This is a genomic window from Autumnicola patrickiae, from assembly GCF_031846525.1.
Classification (GTDB): domain Bacteria; phylum Bacteroidota; class Bacteroidia; order Flavobacteriales; family Flavobacteriaceae; genus Autumnicola; species Autumnicola patrickiae.
Genome location: NZ_JAVRHM010000017.1, coordinates 18,671 through 34,368 on the forward strand (window position 1 = coordinate 18,671; position 15,698 = coordinate 34,368).

At 37.5% G+C, this 15,698-nt stretch carries 21 protein-coding genes and 1 pseudogene; 13 read left to right on the forward strand and 9 right to left on the reverse strand.

The genetic code is table 11. The annotated features are described in order from the left end of the window. Positions 1–16: 16 nt before the first annotated feature. Complete coding sequence (locus RM549_RS14020; RefSeq protein WP_311685905.1) at positions 17–409, reverse strand: hypothetical protein; 393 nt, start codon at positions 407–409, stop codon at positions 17–19. Between the two features lie 400 nt (positions 410–809). On the opposite strand from RM549_RS14020, the gene RM549_RS14025 reads away from it, so the two are divergent. The 5 genes from RM549_RS14025 to RM549_RS14045 all read left to right on the forward strand — a co-directional run bounded on the left by RM549_RS14025 (position 810) and on the right by RM549_RS14045 (position 4,848). Continuing rightward, positions 810–1,181, forward strand: a complete 372-nt coding sequence (locus RM549_RS14025) for an ArsR/SmtB family transcription factor (RefSeq protein ID WP_311500673.1) — start codon at positions 810–812, stop codon at positions 1,179–1,181. Position 1,182: 1 nt separating this feature from the next. Further along, positions 1,183–1,791, forward strand: a complete 609-nt coding sequence (gene merTP / locus RM549_RS14030; protein WP_311500674.1) for a mercuric transport protein MerTP — start codon at positions 1,183–1,185, stop codon at positions 1,789–1,791. 15 nt (positions 1,792–1,806) lie between these two features. Then, the gene (locus RM549_RS14035; RefSeq protein ID WP_311685908.1) at positions 1,807–3,153 is read left to right on the forward strand and encodes a dihydrolipoyl dehydrogenase family protein; all 1,347 of its coding nucleotides are present in this window, start codon (positions 1,807–1,809) and stop codon (positions 3,151–3,153) included. A gap of 21 nt (positions 3,154–3,174) precedes the next feature. Next, positions 3,175–3,399, forward strand: a complete 225-nt coding sequence (locus tag RM549_RS14040; protein ID WP_139067566.1) for a GDCCVxC domain-containing (seleno)protein — start codon at positions 3,175–3,177, stop codon at positions 3,397–3,399. Between the two features lie 120 nt (positions 3,400–3,519). Next, entirely contained in the window at positions 3,520–4,848 is a 1,329-nt protein-coding gene (locus RM549_RS14045) for an APC family permease (protein ID WP_311500676.1), read from the forward strand. 325 nt (positions 4,849–5,173) lie between these two features. Here the strand turns inward: RM549_RS14045 and RM549_RS14050 are convergent. Then, positions 5,174–6,124, reverse strand: a pseudogene (locus RM549_RS14050) (DUF3875 domain-containing protein); the annotation flags it as partial. 128 nt (positions 6,125–6,252) lie between these two features. On the opposite strand from RM549_RS14050, the gene RM549_RS14055 reads away from it, so the two are divergent. Then, positions 6,253–6,378 carry a hypothetical protein gene (locus RM549_RS14055; RefSeq protein ID WP_311685910.1) on the forward strand — a complete coding sequence of 42 codons (126 nt, stop codon included), beginning with the start codon at positions 6,253–6,255 and terminating at the stop codon, positions 6,376–6,378. 16 nt (positions 6,379–6,394) lie between these two features. Here RM549_RS14055 and RM549_RS14060 read toward each other — a convergent pair whose 3' ends face one another. Beyond that, on the reverse strand, positions 6,395–6,682 hold the full coding sequence (locus tag RM549_RS14060) for a hypothetical protein (RefSeq protein ID WP_311685912.1): 288 nt from the start codon (positions 6,680–6,682) through the stop codon (positions 6,395–6,397). Between the two features lie 194 nt (positions 6,683–6,876). Between RM549_RS14060 and RM549_RS19490 the strand changes: the two genes are divergently transcribed. Together RM549_RS19490 and RM549_RS19495 are read left to right on the forward strand one after the other, a co-directional pair. Beyond that, on the forward strand, positions 6,877–7,206 hold the full coding sequence (locus RM549_RS19490; RefSeq protein ID WP_349254675.1) for an N-acetylmuramoyl-L-alanine amidase family protein: 330 nt from the start codon (positions 6,877–6,879) through the stop codon (positions 7,204–7,206). A gap of 13 nt (positions 7,207–7,219) precedes the next feature. Then, positions 7,220–7,525, forward strand: a complete 306-nt coding sequence (locus RM549_RS19495; RefSeq protein ID WP_349254676.1) for an N-acetylmuramoyl-L-alanine amidase family protein — start codon at positions 7,220–7,222, stop codon at positions 7,523–7,525. A 155-nt stretch (positions 7,526–7,680) separates the two neighbouring features. Here the strand turns inward: RM549_RS19495 and RM549_RS14070 are convergent, their stop codons facing one another. The 6 genes from RM549_RS14070 to RM549_RS14095 all read right to left on the reverse strand — a co-directional run bounded on the left by RM549_RS14070 (position 7,681) and on the right by RM549_RS14095 (position 12,216). Then, positions 7,681–8,343: an ATPase gene (locus RM549_RS14070; RefSeq protein WP_311685914.1), complete on the reverse strand. Its 663-nt coding sequence runs from the start codon at positions 8,341–8,343 to the stop codon at positions 7,681–7,683. Continuing rightward, the gene (locus RM549_RS14075; protein WP_311685916.1) at positions 8,327–9,178 is read right to left on the reverse strand and encodes a hypothetical protein; all 852 of its coding nucleotides are present in this window, start codon (positions 9,176–9,178) and stop codon (positions 8,327–8,329) included. Before RM549_RS14075 ends, RM549_RS14070 begins: the two co-directional genes overlap by 17 nt. A gap of 5 nt (positions 9,179–9,183) precedes the next feature. Further along, a complete protein-coding gene (locus tag RM549_RS14080) occupies positions 9,184–9,465 on the reverse strand; it encodes a helix-turn-helix domain-containing protein (RefSeq protein WP_311685918.1) in 282 nt (93 codons plus the stop codon). Positions 9,466–9,774: 309 nt separating this feature from the next. Continuing rightward, positions 9,775–10,614 carry an RteC domain-containing protein gene (locus RM549_RS14085; RefSeq protein ID WP_311685920.1) on the reverse strand — a complete coding sequence of 280 codons (840 nt, stop codon included), beginning with the start codon at positions 10,612–10,614 and terminating at the stop codon, positions 9,775–9,777. Positions 10,615–10,813: 199 nt separating this feature from the next. Further along, the gene (locus RM549_RS14090; protein ID WP_311685922.1) at positions 10,814–11,734 is read right to left on the reverse strand and encodes a helix-turn-helix domain-containing protein; all 921 of its coding nucleotides are present in this window, start codon (positions 11,732–11,734) and stop codon (positions 10,814–10,816) included. Beyond that, entirely contained in the window at positions 11,734–12,216 is a 483-nt protein-coding gene (locus RM549_RS14095) for an asparaginase domain-containing protein (protein ID WP_311685924.1), read from the reverse strand. The genes RM549_RS14090 and RM549_RS14095 overlap by 1 nt, the downstream gene beginning before the upstream one ends. A gap of 204 nt (positions 12,217–12,420) precedes the next feature. Here RM549_RS14095 and RM549_RS14100 point away from each other — a divergent pair, with 204 nt between their 5' ends. From RM549_RS14100 to RM549_RS14120, 5 genes are all read left to right on the forward strand, one after another. Next, on the forward strand, positions 12,421–13,053 hold the full coding sequence (locus tag RM549_RS14100) for a Crp/Fnr family transcriptional regulator (RefSeq protein WP_311685926.1): 633 nt from the start codon (positions 12,421–12,423) through the stop codon (positions 13,051–13,053). 79 nt (positions 13,054–13,132) lie between these two features. Next, positions 13,133–13,930 carry a sulfite exporter TauE/SafE family protein gene (locus tag RM549_RS14105; protein WP_311685928.1) on the forward strand — a complete coding sequence of 266 codons (798 nt, stop codon included), beginning with the start codon at positions 13,133–13,135 and terminating at the stop codon, positions 13,928–13,930. Between the two features lie 36 nt (positions 13,931–13,966). After that, the gene (locus tag RM549_RS14110; RefSeq protein ID WP_311685930.1) at positions 13,967–14,581 is read left to right on the forward strand and encodes a class I SAM-dependent methyltransferase; all 615 of its coding nucleotides are present in this window, start codon (positions 13,967–13,969) and stop codon (positions 14,579–14,581) included. Positions 14,582–14,736: 155 nt separating this feature from the next. Further along, complete coding sequence (locus RM549_RS14115; RefSeq protein ID WP_311685932.1) at positions 14,737–15,000, forward strand: heavy-metal-associated domain-containing protein; 264 nt, start codon at positions 14,737–14,739, stop codon at positions 14,998–15,000. Positions 15,001–15,047: 47 nt separating this feature from the next. Beyond that, positions 15,048–15,629, forward strand: coding sequence for a TlpA family protein disulfide reductase (locus RM549_RS14120; protein WP_311685934.1), 582 nt, complete (start codon positions 15,048–15,050; stop codon positions 15,627–15,629). Positions 15,630–15,698: the final 69 nt, after the last annotated feature.

Genomic DNA, 15,698 nt, shown 5'->3' on the forward strand with positions numbered 1-15,698 from the left:
TATCACAAAAGTTAAATTAAACTTGGGGTGGATGAAAGATAGTACCTAAACTGGCCGAGGAAAATGGAGGTTGGTAGAATATACTTGTATTTTGATCCTCTAAGGGTTCAATTACAATTAGCTCAAAAGTATCCGAATTAACAAAGGAAAATCCATGAGAACACACATGATGACCTTGAAGCGGAAGTTCACCGTCATGTCCATCGTCCTTGTGGTTTTCAGAGTTTTTTTTATCTCCGTAGTGGTTATCTAGAAATTCAATAAAGCCAATACCGCTATCTTCTGTTTGTTCATCATAATGTTCAACAAGATTCGGTATTTTCAATAACTCACAACACCAATCCATCACTGGTCCCGAAGATTGGAACAAGAAAATGATAGATAAAAAAGTGGTTGTTAGAATTTTCACCTTGCAAAGATAAAAAATTTAAATACAACAGAAGTGCAAAAGTAGAACTTCCAGAAAAAAAGCTATTTCGCAACTTTTTTATGATGATTCATAAAAACTTATATAGGCGGGCTTATAAAAAGAAGAGCAATTACGGCTTTGGTAAAGTTAAAAAAATTATAATGAATTAAGAAACAGGACATGGAAATAAAATTTAGATATAATCCAGCGGGACTAAAAGAAAAAATGAGACTGATATTTACCAGCCATTTGAGTGGAAGGAGTCAGATATGAGACCTGTCTATAGAATAGATTTTTCGCAACAGTTGTCCCGGAAAAAAAATCAGTATCTTTTCATTTATATTTAATAAGTTGCTTAAATAATAAATAACATATACCTTAGCAGCATTAAAAATAATTTATGAAACTTGAAATAACCTGTACACGCGCTGAAGCTAACCATACACAGCTTTTAAATTGTCAAGCAACAATTGAAAATTTGGACCACGGTTTCCAGCAAATAACAAAACTCCTATCTATTGCCGGTAATGATGTGCGTTTAAAGATTCTCTTCCTTTTAAATATGGAGAATGAATTATGTCCCTGTGATATAGCAGACATTTTAGAAATGAGTATGCCGGCGATTTCACAACATCTCCGGAAAATGAAAGATGCCGGCTTCATTGCCTCCAGAAGGGAGGGACAAACTTTGTATTATTCGCTGGTAAAATCTGAAATCCAGGTTCTGGATAACATCTTCACTTCAATTAAATCATTAAAAAAATCCGCTTAAAATGGATACATCCCAAAATAAATCTAATAGAGCTGCTTTAGGCGGAGTAGCAGCAGCTATAGCGGCTTCTTTATGTTGTATTGCCCCGGTTCTTGCTTTAGTCGCGGGCACGAGTGGCATGGTGACTACCTTTTCGTGGATGGAACCTTTCCGGCCGTTTTTAATTGCTCTCACGGTGTTAGTTCTGGGCTTGGCCTGGTATCAAAAGTTGAGATATAGAAAAGAAGCTGAAAGTGATTGCGGATGTGCAGAAGATGAAAAACAATCCTTTTTGCAGTCAAAGAAGTTTTTACTGGTTGTAACATTATTTGCAGGGCTCATGATGGCTTTTCCAACTTACTCCGAGGTGTTTTACAGCCAGCCTAACAAGGAAGTGGTCTATGTCTCACAATCAAATATTGTTAAAGAGGTATTTGTTGTAGAAGGAATGACCTGCGCAGGATGTGAAGCACCGGTGGAAAGTGAAGTCAATAAACTAGAGGGTATTTTATCAGTCAAGGCGAGTTATGAAAATGCCAATACGGTAGTCGAATATGACAAAACAAAAGTAGATAAGGCTGCAATTATTACAGCCATAAGCAGGACCGGTTATAAAGTAGTAGATAAGTAACCTAAAAAAAGTGAGATGAAAAAGTATGATGTATTTGTAATAGGTTCAGGAATGGCAGGAATGAATGTTGCCAATAAATGTGCTTCTAAAGGCCTTAGGGTAGGAATAACAGATGAATTGCCCTATGGTGGTACTTGTGCCCTTCGTGGATGTGATCCAAAAAAGATCATGCTCGGCCCTACTGAAGCAAAACATTTGGCTGATAATTTTTACGAGAAGCAAATTTCTGAAGTGCCAGCTATTTACTGGCAAGAAGCAATGAAATTCAAACAGGATTTTGTGGATGCTATGCCACCTAAAATTGAAAAAGGTTACCAAAAAAACGAAATTGATACCTTTCATGAATCAGCAAAATTTATTTCTGAAACTCAATTGAAGATAGGAAATGAAATTATAGAAGCCGGAAAGATCCTAATAGCTACGGGTGCAAAGCCGAGAAAGCTGGATATTCCGGGTGAGGAGTATGCTATTAGCAGTACAGATTTTCTCAATTTCAAATCCCTGCCATCCTCTTTGCTGTTTATTGGCGGTGGGTACATCGCTTTTGAGTTTGCACATATGGCTGCCCGTTTTGGCAGTAAAGTGATCATAATTCACAGGGGGAAAAGGCCACTGGAGAATTTTGATCCTTTTATAGTAGATCAATTAACTGAAGCTACCAGGAAGTTAGACATACAATTAATTTTGAACACCAACGTTACGGCGATTGAAGAGGCGAATGGGGCTTTTCGCGTAACCGGAAAAGGTGAAAGTGGGGAAAAGAAATGGGAGGCTGCGCAGGTGATTAATTCTGCTGGAAGGCCTCCTGCCATTTTTGATTTGGACCTGCAGAAAGCAAATATCGCCTTTGGTAAAAAAGGAGTTGAAGTGAATGAATATTTGCAAAGCACCACCAATCCAAATGTCTATGCTGCCGGGGATGCAGCAGATACAGATGGTATTCCCCTTACACCGGTTGCCGTTATGGAAGGGCATATTGTAGCATCCAATATATTAAAAGGCAACACTAAAAAACCAGATTACACCGCCATTCCCACCGTGGTTTTTACGCTGCCCACAATGGCTTCGGTAGGACTTACTGAAGAAGAAGCCACTAAAAAAGGTCTTAATTTTAAGGTGAACAAGAACCGTGTTCCCGACTGGTTTACCGCCCAAAGGATCAACGAGAAAACCTATGCCTATAAGACACTCGTCGAGAAAGAAAGCGGAAAAATTTTGGGAGCACATCTCATTGGCCCACATGCCGAGGAAGTAATAAATCTTTTTGCCCTGGCTATAAAAGTCGGATTCACTTCCAAAGATTTAAAAACCATGATCTTAACCTATCCTTCATCAAGTTCAGATGTGGTTTATATGGTATGATTAACTAAAAATAATAAAAAAATGAATTTTTTTATCACCAAATCAACAATCACTTGCCCCAATTGCGGCCACTCTAAACAAGAAGAAATGCCAACAGATGCCTGCCAGTTTTTTTATGAATGCGAAGAGTGCAAAGAAGTACTGAAGCCAAATGCAGGAGACTGCTGTGTATTCTGTTCTTATGGCAGCGTACCCTGTCCTCCTATCCAACAAAATAATACTTGCGGGTCGTCTAATTATTGCTAATAAATTGACAATAAAAAAGATGGTTCATGGATATAAGAATAGGTAAAAGTGCTTAAAAATACCTGTAGGTCAAAATCAAAAGATTTATAGAAGTGATGTTTTCTATTTAATAATTGTTTTATGAGTGATTATAAGAAAGGGAGTTTAACCCTTGCCAATGCAGTGGCAATGGGAACTGGAGTAATGATTGGAGCAGGTATTTTTGCTCTTCTGGGGCAAATCGCTGAACTCTCTGGACAATATTTCGCACTATCTTTTATAGTGGGAGGGGTAATTTCAGGATTTAGTGCTTATTCATATATTAAAATGGCCGATGCTTATCCTTCCGCAGGGGGGATAGCTATGTTCCTGAAAAAGGCCTACGGGAAAGGCACAATTACAGCATTTGCAGCTCTTCTAATGGCTTTTTCCATGGTGCTGAACGAAAGCCTCGTAGCCCGCACCTTTGGAACTTATACTATGCAGCTCTTCAATGGGAGCCAGGACAGCTTTCTGGTTCCGGCGCTGGGAGTGGGACTTTTGGTAGCTGCGTTTATTATAAACATTCTGGGGAACGAGATAATAGGAAAGACAGCGATGACTACCGCAGCCCTAAAGATTGGAGGAATTCTTGTTTTTGCTGTAGGGGCGCTGTGGGCAGCCGATTTTAATATCGGTTCCGCCTTACCTTCGCAAGGTCCGCAGAATAAGATAAGCGAATACATTGCCTCACTTGCTCTTTCCATTTTAGCTTATAAAGGCTTTACCACGATAACCAATAGTGGGGGTGAAGTAAAGAACCCTCATAAAAACATAGGCCGTGCAATTATACTTTCCCTGCTCATTTGCGCAACCATATATTTTCTCACGGCCCTGGCAGTGGGCGCGAACCTCAGCATTGAGCAGATTATACAAGCAAAAGATTATTCTCTGGCAGAAGCTGCTCGTCCACTATTCGGGAACTATGGACTTTATTTTACGGTGGGGATCGCCATAATCGCAACAATTACAGGAGTTATTTTCAGTATTTTTGCTGTCTCCCGAATGACTGCAATGCTTACGAACATGAAATTGATCCCGCACTCACATTTTGGAATGCCAGGAAACATTCAGCAACACATGCTGGTATATATTACAGTGCTTTCCATCACCCTTACCATTCTTTTTGATCTTTCGGGAATTGCTGCTATGGGAGCTATTTTCTATCTTATCATGGATATTATCATCCACGTGGGAGTGCTACGACATATGAAAGAAAAAGTAAAGGCAAACCCGGTGATTGTAATTACGGCTATTGTGCTGGACGTCGTTGTGTTATTAGGATTTATTTGGGTGAGGGCACAAACAAACTTGACGGTTATTATTGTTTCCGGAGCCCTTATAGTATTTACCTTTTTCGGGGAAAAGATTTTTCTTGGCTTAGGTAATAAAAAAGGAAAAGGGAAAGAGAAACATCATCACGAGGATTAATTTAGTCATAAAGGAAATATTTATAGGAAACTGAACCTCAGGTAAAGTAATCTGACTTAGTAAAATAGTATATCATAAAGCACAAATGACAACCTTACTATTAAATAATTTTGATGGAGAAATAAAACCTAATTCAAGCTTGTTGTCGTCTTGGGACTTTTTATCTGCTGTAAAAATTATTCCTGCATATTTTATTTAATCTGAGGTCATTTGTTATAATTTATATCGAAAATTTCGGTTATCTTTGGTTTACGGAAAAGAATTGAAGCGAAGGTTACCTTTTCGGTTACCTCGTTTTATAGAAGTAAGTTAATTGTTTGATAATCAAAATATTGTAGGTTGATAGATTAGTTCTGGAAGTATCATCCGCATTTATCTGGTTAAGAATATGCTGAATTTTACCCAGCACAACTTTGTTCTGCGATCCAAAATTTGAACTTTTGTGGAGTTCTTCGATTTTCTTATCAAGGATTTTTCGCCATTTCTGCTTCTCATCAAGGTAGAATATCTGGTTTACCATGTGGTTTTCATTAAGAGTCAATCCGAGTCCATCAATAAAGCCCTGATGGAACAGGAAATCGTCGGAAGTAAACTTTTCATTGATCTTACTTGTCTGTACCAGATCATCAAAGCAGAGTTCGCTGTTGATTGCCAGGGTGTCAAAATAATTATCTCCAACCTGGACATTAGATTTATTCAGTAGCATATCGGTATCAAAGTCTTCTTGAAAGCCATTAAAAAAGCTATTGGTATAAGAGTGAATTTGCCATGAGGCCAGGGGTTGAAAAGACATTTTTCGGCTATTATTAATAAAGGAGACGGAATCGCTGACTGAGCTAATAAAACCTTTCAGATTATCATCCAGTTCCTGACATAGCCTTTTCGAAACCGCTTTAAAAGGATTAACATATTTTGGATTGTTTAAAGCTTTGTTACTGCTGAGGATAAAAAACAAGTAGCAGTGATGCTCCAAAAGTTCCCTGCCTTTGAAATGGTGATGTGTTGCCTTTTCTAAGAATGTAGTATTGGGCAACAATTCGGCAGAATAAGTCTTCTTCAAATAAATATCCTGTTTATGTACAACACTTCCTGTTGGTAAAGATTTTAGGGCCTGAAACCAAACTCCGTGAATATCTTCAAAGTCCTTTTCAGATAAAGAGTAGATTTCTGGTAACGTTCCCTCATAACATAGCACCACGTTTCCGTTGTTGGAAAAAATGATATTGTCCTGAATATCGATGATGGGCGTAAAGTCGGATAGATTAATCTTTTTCATAATTAAAACCTGAATTTCTTCTGTTGCTGATGATATCTGGAAATACTGTTGACACCTGGAATAGGTTGGATATAATGGTTATCCTGGTTAGCACTAGATAGAGGGTGCAATTGAAGATCAGGGTTCCAATGATAATCCAGAAGTCGAAGGAGAAAATGATGACGAGTAAAGAGGCTACTACACAAACCATCATTAGAGCAAAAGAGGATATGGACAGTCCAAAAATGACTGCCCCTTTCCTAATGTTCCTATAGATTTCAAATTGTTTCATTAGACGACCATTGAAATTAAATAGGTGAAGATGCCCACTACTACTCCCGCAATAAGGACAAAAACCAAAACCCGGGTAACTCCTTTTTTTAGGTCTGTATTCTCTCCAAAGAAATGGCCGGCGTTAAACAGGAAACCTACTAAGAAAATAACACCCAGGAGGATTGGGAAAACAATTCGGATGGTATCGGAAATTTCATTAACGGAATTTTCAATACCTCCAATTTGAGCAAAAATCGAAGTTGAAATCATCGAAAGAAGCGTGGTGAGGTAAATGGATTTTTTCATAACGAACAGTTTTAAAATTGATGTTGTTTTTGTTATGGGAAAAATACATATATTAGCTTATAAAACGCTGTAAATCAGTATAATAAATAAAAAATAATATTTGATATTCAATGTTTTTACTTGATATTAATTGATGGCAAATTCTATTAAAAATTCAGGGAGAATAGTAGTAAGTCCAAAAAAATATAATGCTGATGAGGCTGAAAAACGTCATTTTTATGCTTTTACTCCTGAAAATGTGTGTCATTTTTGGACAGGAAAAGGAACATCGAATAAGAATTATTGTTGATGTTGGTCATGGAGGAAAAGATCCTGGTGCAATCGGAATAAATGGTATCCGGGAAAAAGATGTGGTACTGGCCATTGGAAAAGAAATGATCAGCCTCAATAAATCTTTATTTGGAAATGAGTACGATATTTATCTGACCAGATACGACGATATGTTTATCACCCAAAAAGAAAGAATTATACTGAACGTTGAGAGGAGATATATTTATTTCCTTACATGCAAATTCATTTTATAGCGACGCCAGGGGAATGGAAATCTTTACTTGTTTTTCCTTAGCTAAGGAAGCCAGTAGTAACACCAGAACTTCAAGTGCTCTCGGGAATGAAATTCTTCGGGAATCCAGTGTTAATGTTAAAACAAGAAACAGAGGGATGAAATTCGCCAATTTTCAGGTGTTGAGAGAAATGATAAGTTTATGCCCTGCTATTCTGATTGAAGTAGGTTTTTTAAATAATCCCGATGAGGCAAGTCATTTTTCAAATCCTTCCGGTATTAGATCAATGGCCCTGGTTATATTATCAGGAATAAATAATCATATAAAAACAGCGTTATGAACGAAACATTTTCAGAGGTCATCAGAAGTATTGGAGAAATTGTAAAAGCAGTGGTGTCAGAGACACTGAGGTGTTTTTCAGGATTAAAGAGACAATAATTGTCCGATATTAGTTTTACTAATCCGGGTCTGTTGTGTATACTTTTCGATCCATTTCTATTTCCTTTTATCCTCCGCTCCCTCGTCAAAAGCCACAAGGTTAAACAATTCCCGCATTCGGCTACGGACTCTGTTTCCGTAGCGTTCTTCCAGCTCTTCGGCATTTAAGTTGGTCGTGGCATGGGTTTTAATGTTGTGCTTTGTTTGTAGAAAAAGTTCGTGGCGCGATAAAAGAACTTCTCCTATTACATTGCAGTCTTTTCCGTAAAACCTGCCTGCAGGTTCTACTCCTAAGTCATCAAAACAAAAAAACTTAGTATTCCCGTAGTCTTCAACAGTTTTATAGCCCAAATGGTTAAAGCTAAAAACTACGTTTCGACATGATATCATCTCGTAAGGTCGTTGCAGGGGAACCAAATGGCGAAGCAGCCTCATTAAACTCGTTTTTCCACATCCCACGGGGCCTGACAGTAAAATGCCTTTTTTAATATCCATTTCAAACTTATGACAGTTCTTTTGATCTTTAATGAAGTAGGAAGTCAGCTTAAGCAAGATATCCCTATCTTCTTCGTAGATCTTAAATTTTTCGCCAAACAACATTTTTCCTTTGGCGTTCAGGTAGACAAGAATTTTCGGGAAATCATATAGCACACTTTTCCCATCAAACTTCCCAAGGGAAAACTCTACACCACCTTCCATTATTTTAGAGGGGTTGTCCATAGTCTTTCGTTTTAGTGGTTTTTAGGTTGTCCTGAATTTGGGACACTCCATTTCTAGTTTGATTAGAAGATGAGCGGTATAACTCAGTACGATCTATCCAGTTTTTGGCTACAGCCTTCCAGTTTTTGATGTCTTGATCATTGCTGGTTTTCCATTCCCTCTCCCGGTAGTATTCAAAGAATTTTTTTCCTTCATCAGCAGAAAAACCTTTTTCCTTAAAAAAATATAAAACAGCCTGCCTGTCCTTTGGCTGTTTATTAATGTTTATTTGTTTAGTATTGTTTATATAAGATACCAATGCTTGTCCACTGATGGGACGGTGTTGGTTCAATGCTTGTCCACTGATGGGACGGTGTTGGTTCAATGCTTGTTCACTGGTGGGACGGTGTTGGTTCAATGCTTGTTCACTGGTGGGACGCTGTTGGTTCACAACCTGTTCAATAATGGGACGGTTCTGAACCACTGCTGGTTCACTGATGGGATAGTACTCTTCCGCCAGTTCTTCCAATAAGGGGTCGTAATCTTTTTCCAACGCCTCCTTTTTTACTCTGATGGATGTCATTTTAACTTTACTTCCCTTATATGGGTTGTTCGAGGGAAAATAGGAGAGATACCCCCATTGATCCATGTCCACAATACACCTGTGATAAGTGGACTTTGAACCGATCTTGGCCACGAGCATTATTTCTCTACGGTTGACAAAAAATTCCGCGGCAAACCGACTGCTGTTCCATTCCTGGAACAAGGCCATATACAGGCTGATATGAGTTGGGTTCAACCGGTCATCGAAATAGAATTTTTCGAAAACGGAGTTTAGTTGCTTGATGTAGTTCATGGTTACTAAACAGTTTTATTTTGTACCCGGTTTTCAGTCATTATCTTCTGAATTTCTTCAGCTTCATAGTAAATAATACCTCCAATCTTGGTGTAAGGTAGGGTGCCATTTACTCTTAAATTTTGAAGCGTTCCCGGACTCACCTGGAGTAGGTTCATAACATCAGAAGATTTTAAATAGGTCTTGAAATTTCCTGATGATCTTTTTGCAAGAAGATCTTTAATTTCCTCGAGTAACTCTAGTTTGAATTCCCGAAGATCATCTGTGGTAATAATAGTTGTTGGCATAATAGAACGGTTTTTAAAGAAAGGGACTAGCAAACGGTTTGTACATTTTAGTTGATAGCCCCTATCAAGGTTTGACTTTCGTTCTACAAATTTGGATAGGTTTAATGGAATTTATTCACTAGTTAAACGTAACCCTGAGAAAATTTAACATCTTGAATTTTGGGTTATTTTAGATGGATTTGTATTTGTTTCGGGTTCCCTGAATGGCACAAAATCCATCAAATAATATGGGAAATCGAAAAAAATCACTTTTTCGGTAGTTCGACGTAACTCCGTCTTTTTTTAACATTCTTATGAAGATTGAATACGCTATTCTTCGCTTTTATTCATCTCAGAAAGTAGGGCAGTAGTTACGAAATCAAGAAATTGGGTCCTGCTCTTTTTGCGATTTTTAAGATCCTGAAAAGTTTTATAAATGTCTTTAGAAGGTTCATAATCAAATATCTCCTGAAGTTTTTGAGATATTTTAATAATATTCATATTGTTCTGTTTACCCAAGCCTGCGGCACTTAAGGCGTAGACTAGTTCTACCCAATCTGCATTGGAAAATGGCCAGGGAATTTTTTCAGACTTATTAGAAATTGTAGTTCTTGTGTTTAAATTATTTTGAAGTTTAAACAGCCGTTCGTCTAAATAATTCACCAATGAACAGAAGCCTTTGTATTGCCCCAACAACATATCTTTGGGGGTGCAAAAATCAGGATCCTGAAAATAGAAATCGGAAAGAGGGACGTGGTAATCGTTCATACTGTCTCTGGTATAGTATTCTTTATCAAAACGGCTATCTTCGGAATCTACATACTGTGCAAAATCCAAATTGCTACGAAAGAACTGGTTGAGTTGGTTTATTTTCCTTTTCGTGAATTTAAGCTGGCAATCTTTATCTGCTTTGGGAAACTGGATTTCGAAAGAATGTATTTCTGTAAAATAAACGAGATGGACCAATGGAATCTGCTTTATAACCTTGAAGAATTTTATTTCGGCTTCAATGGAGTCAAACCCATTAGCGAAGACCTCTCTCTTAAATGTGCAGAGAAGAGTGCGGCATATCTTACCAGAGCGGTAGGATTGCTCAACAATATTTTTACTGTGAAATTTGATTTCCTTCAGTTCTTTTAGCAGATTGTATGAGAGCAATTCCGGATCCATCAGCAACAAACTTTTTATTTAGCTTCATACGCTTTTTTCCTGGTTAATAGGAGTAGAGCTGTCGCTTCGAAAAAGTCAAGGACTTCTTACAGGTATTTTATGACAGCTAAACCTGGTTGAAGATAAACTGGAAATACAATTTCATCACTTTTAAATACCGTATTTTTTTACGGAAATTCCCGTATATTCCTACGGAAAGCTAATTCTTTTTAGTTCTAAATCGGGATAAGAAATTACTTCTATTCTTAGATCCTGTTTTCTTAAAGATATTTGACGCGTGTTTGGAAACCGTGCTTTCTGCTATATATAAATCTTTGGCGATTTCTTTATAAGTCATTCCCCTCAGAATAGATAAGGCAATTTCAACTTCCCTTCTTGTTAAATCACCGTAAATAATTTTTGTCTTTAAAATTTCTTGGTTAGGTTCTTTAGTAAAAGCAAAAACATCAAAAATTTCTGGTCTATTTTTCAGGAAGCAGAGATATCGATTGATCTCCATGGCTGCTATTGCATAAAAGGCCAGGTTCATAACGGTAAAGGTTAACCATTGATAATCACCTATAACTGTTAGTATAGGTAAAAGCGCAATGCAACATAGACTTACAATGGCTAATTTGTTCCGTTTAGAAAAAAAAGAATCAGGATTGTCGAGGTTAGAGATTCTCTGGTAAAAAAGTCCAAGAAAAGCAAACGCAATAATTGAGACTGGAATAGTAAAAAGGAGTCTTGCTGAATCTAAAGAATTTGTAAGGAAGTAGGGGATTAAAAATAATATTATAAAGCAACCAACTATTAGTATTGTGATATTTCTAACGGATAAACGGAATTTCAAAAGGGTGATATCATAATCCTTGTACAGGTAATATATCATATATATGCATAAAGCGATGGCCACACCATAAGTAATTATGTATTGAACTATGATTGGTTCAGGAAAAGTATCGGTAGGCAAAAATCCGCCCGTTAAATTGTATGCAATGTATAGCAGCCCGAGAGTAATGTACCTTCTTAGACTTAATTTTTTATGCTTTGCACTTTGAATGACGGCAATGAATACAATTACAGTGTCAATCAACAAGTAAAAGAATGTTGTCCAATGGATTGAGGTGCCAAACATCATTATTTTTCATCTTTACGCTCAAATCTATTTGTCTTCAAATTTTTTCTAACATTGTTCCAATGAAAAATATCGCCATTCATAGCCACATAAACCCCTGGCTTCAAAAATTGTAAAGCACATATTGCATATCCTAAATTAAAAGGTGCATCGCTGTTCTTTGATGCACCTAAAATAAATGAACCTACAAGAACTATTGTTTTGTTAAGGTTAAGCTTTCCTAAATGCTTGGCGGTTTCTTCCATCGTGAAAGTCCCGTGGGTTATTAAAACTTTTTGAGCTTTGGACGATTGGATTCTTTCGACCAAATAATCCCGGTCTTTAGGCGTTATTGATCGGCTATCTTTTCTGAAAGCTTCTTCTATGGCAAAAGAAAATGAAACATTAGCCGCTTGCAGACTATTCGTTGAAATTTTCCTAGGATTCTGTTTTTGATCGTTGTCCAGTCCTCCGATGGTACCACCTGTTGTGATTATGTGTATCATAATTATAGGATCTGCGGTTTGCTAATCGCAAGGTAAGGGGCTGAGATATAATTTAATAATGACGATACATTCTTTAACATTAGAAATGGGAGAGAATTTGATGAGATTTTAATTTTTTTGAGAAGAAGTTTTGGAAAATCTTTGACTTGGATGCGAATAAATATTCTTTAAATACCGTAAATTAAGAACTTTTAAATCTACAAGATGTTACAAGAAATAAATGAAGCCTATGGTTTTATCTTTGAAGAAGACCTGATCCGGGAGATTCCGGAAGTGGGAGTTCTAAAACTTGCTGGTGCAGGTGAAATTATAATGGATATCAATGATTATATAACTTCCATGCCTTTGCTCTTAAATGGCGCAATTAAAATACTTCGGGAGGATGAAGATGGAAATGAATTATTACTTTATTTCCTGGAAAGAGGAGATACCTGTGCGCTTACGCTTTCCTGCTGTCTCGGTCAAACTCGAAGTGAAATCAGAGCAGTGGCTGAAAGAGAAACGAAGTACATCATGGTTCCTGTGAGCGAAATTGAGGAATGGACCACCAGGTATAAAAGCTGGCGGAATTTTATTTTTGAAAGTTACCAGTCGCGGTTGTCAGAAATGCTCGAAACTATAGACACTTTAGCTTTTATGAATATGGATCAGCGGTTACTGCGCTATCTTCAGGACAAAGCGAAAATAAACCAATCAGAGGAACTGCAGGTGACACACCAACAGATAGCATATGATCTAAATACTTCGCGGGTCGTTATCTCAAGATTATTAAAAAAGCTTGAAATGGAAGGGAAAATTCTTTTACAGCGGAATCAAATAATTGTTCAGGACTTGTAAAGGAACAGGTCTGTAACTTTTGTTACTGCCTAACCAGAATCCCAAAGTTACTTTTGCTTGGAACTTATAAGAAAGAGCTTTGGAAATAATTGACATTTTGGGATACTTCGGTGCGCTTGTAATAGGAATAACCCTTGGCCTTATTGGAGGTGGTGGATCCATTCTGACAGTACCCGTACTGGTTTACCTGTTATCTATCAACCCCGTAACAGCAACAGCATACTCGCTTTTTGTGGTAGGGGCTTCCTCTTTAGTAGGGGCAATAAACAACATGAAGAAAAAACTGGTGGATTTTCGTACTGCCACCGTTTTTGCCATTCCGGCTTTTATAGCCGTTTATGGTACCAGAAAATATCTTGTACCGGCCATTCCAGAACATATTTTCACCCTTTGGGACTTTGAAGTGACCAAAAATATTGGGATCATGTTGTTTTTTGCCATCATCATGATAGTGGCTTCTATCTCCATGATCAAAGGCAATGGAAAGGAAGAACTGCAGGAAGTGAAGGTCAAGTATAACTATCCGTTAATCATTATTGAGGGTATTGTGGTAGGTATTCTCACCGGGATAGTTGGTGCCGGTGGAGGATTTTTGATTATTCCGGCTCTGGTCTTACTCGCTAAATTACCAATGAAGAAAGCAGTGGCAACTTCTCTGCTCATCATAGCGGTAAAGTCTCTTATAGGGTTTATTGGAGATGTGGAAAACCTCGAGATAGACTGGACATTCCTGTTGATCTTTACCGGTTTGTCTATTGCCGGGATCTTTTTGGGAGGTTATCTCAATAAATTCATTGATGGCGGAAAGCTTAAAAAAGGCTTTGGCTGGTTTGTGCTGGTAATGGGGATTTATATTATCGGCAAAGAGTTGCTTTAAATACGCTTTTTAACTTCGGAGAAAAATTAAAATACTATGAAAACATTCTGGGATGAGCGATATAAACTGAAGGATTATGTCTACGGAAAAGATCCTAACGAATACCTGAAGGTAAAACTTAATGAAATAAAACCCGGCAGGATTCTTTTTCCTGCGGAAGGAGAAGGCAGAAATGCTGTGTTTGCAGCAAAGCTTGGATGGGACGTATCCGCCTTTGATATAAGTATAGAAGGTAAGAAGAAGGCGCTGAGGCTGGCTGAAGAAGAGGGCGTGATAATTAATTACCAAACTACAAATTCACCTGATCTCACTTTTGCAGGTGAAAAATTTGATGCTATCGCTCTTGTTTACGCCCATTTACCACCCGAAATACGTCAGGATTATTTTAGGCTTTTTAAACACATCCTTAAGAAGGGAGGGAAAGTGATCTTTGAAGGATTTGGTTCAAAACATCTTCAATACCAAACGTTGAATCCTTTTGTAGGGGGACCAAAAGAAGAAAAAATGTTGTTTTCAGAAAAAGAGATACGAGAGGCTTTTCACGAATTCAGTTTTGATGAGTTTTATGAAGGGGAAATAGAACTTAACGAAGGCAAATTCCATAAAGGCAAAGGTTATGTAATTAGGTTTGTAGCTGAAAAGAAAAGCTAAAAACAACATAACTTTAAAAGTAAAAAAGGTGTCCCGGAGGATGCCTTTTTTTATTCCAAGTGTAACTTATGTTACAGCCTGGGGCAATTCCACAGTGTATATTTGATAAAATTAAAAGAAGTTCAAATGATGATCTTACAATTTAGAAAATAAAAATGAAAACAACTATAACAGTACAAAATTTAAAGTGTGGTGGATGTGTGAATACCATCACTACGAAGCTTTCAGAAATAGAAAACATACAAAATGTACAGGTGGAAAAAGAGTCTTCTTCAGTAACATTCAATTACCTGGAACCTGAAGATGCATTTAAAGTGAAAGAGAAATTGAGGAAGCTGGGATATCCTGCTGTAGATGCTAAGAATTCCCTGGCCTCCAAAGCCATTTCTGTAATAAGTTGTGCGACTGGGAAAATGTAAGAGTCCGGAACAGGATTTTCAAAAATTTTCTAAAAAAAATCTTTACTATGAAAAGAAAGACGAAAAAAAATTTAATTGAATACGGAATCATATTTGCCATTTTCGGTGGGTTATATATAACAGGATTACATACAGAAGTGCTGGGATTCCTTCAGCGGGGAGTGCTTGCAACAGGATTAATGGATCCCGATCTTGACAAAAATGCAGATCTTGCTGTAAATGACACCAATTCCAAAGCATATTTTTCAATGAGCCTTATCAATTCCAAAGGTGAAAAAGTGGCTATGGAAGATTTAAGAGGGAAAGTAATCTTTATGAACCTATGGGCTACCTGGTGTCCCCCTTGTGTTGCCGAAATGCCCGGGATCAACAAGCTTTACCAGGATGTGGATAAAGATAAAGTTGCTTTTATCATGTTGTCCCTGGATCAGGATTTTCAAAAAGCTATAGACTATAACGAAAAGAAAGGCTATGATTTCGAGGTTTACAGGGTCAACGGAGCCATTCCCGAGATGTATAACTCTCAAAGCATTCCTACCACTTACGTTATCGATCCGAACGGAAATCTCGTACTGACCACATATGGGAATGGGAGATTACAACACCAAGGACTTCAAGGGTTTCCTTAAAGAGCAATACTAGGTTAAAGGCAGGAAGAACTTGTTTCCTTCCTGCCTTTAACCTTTTCAATACATTTC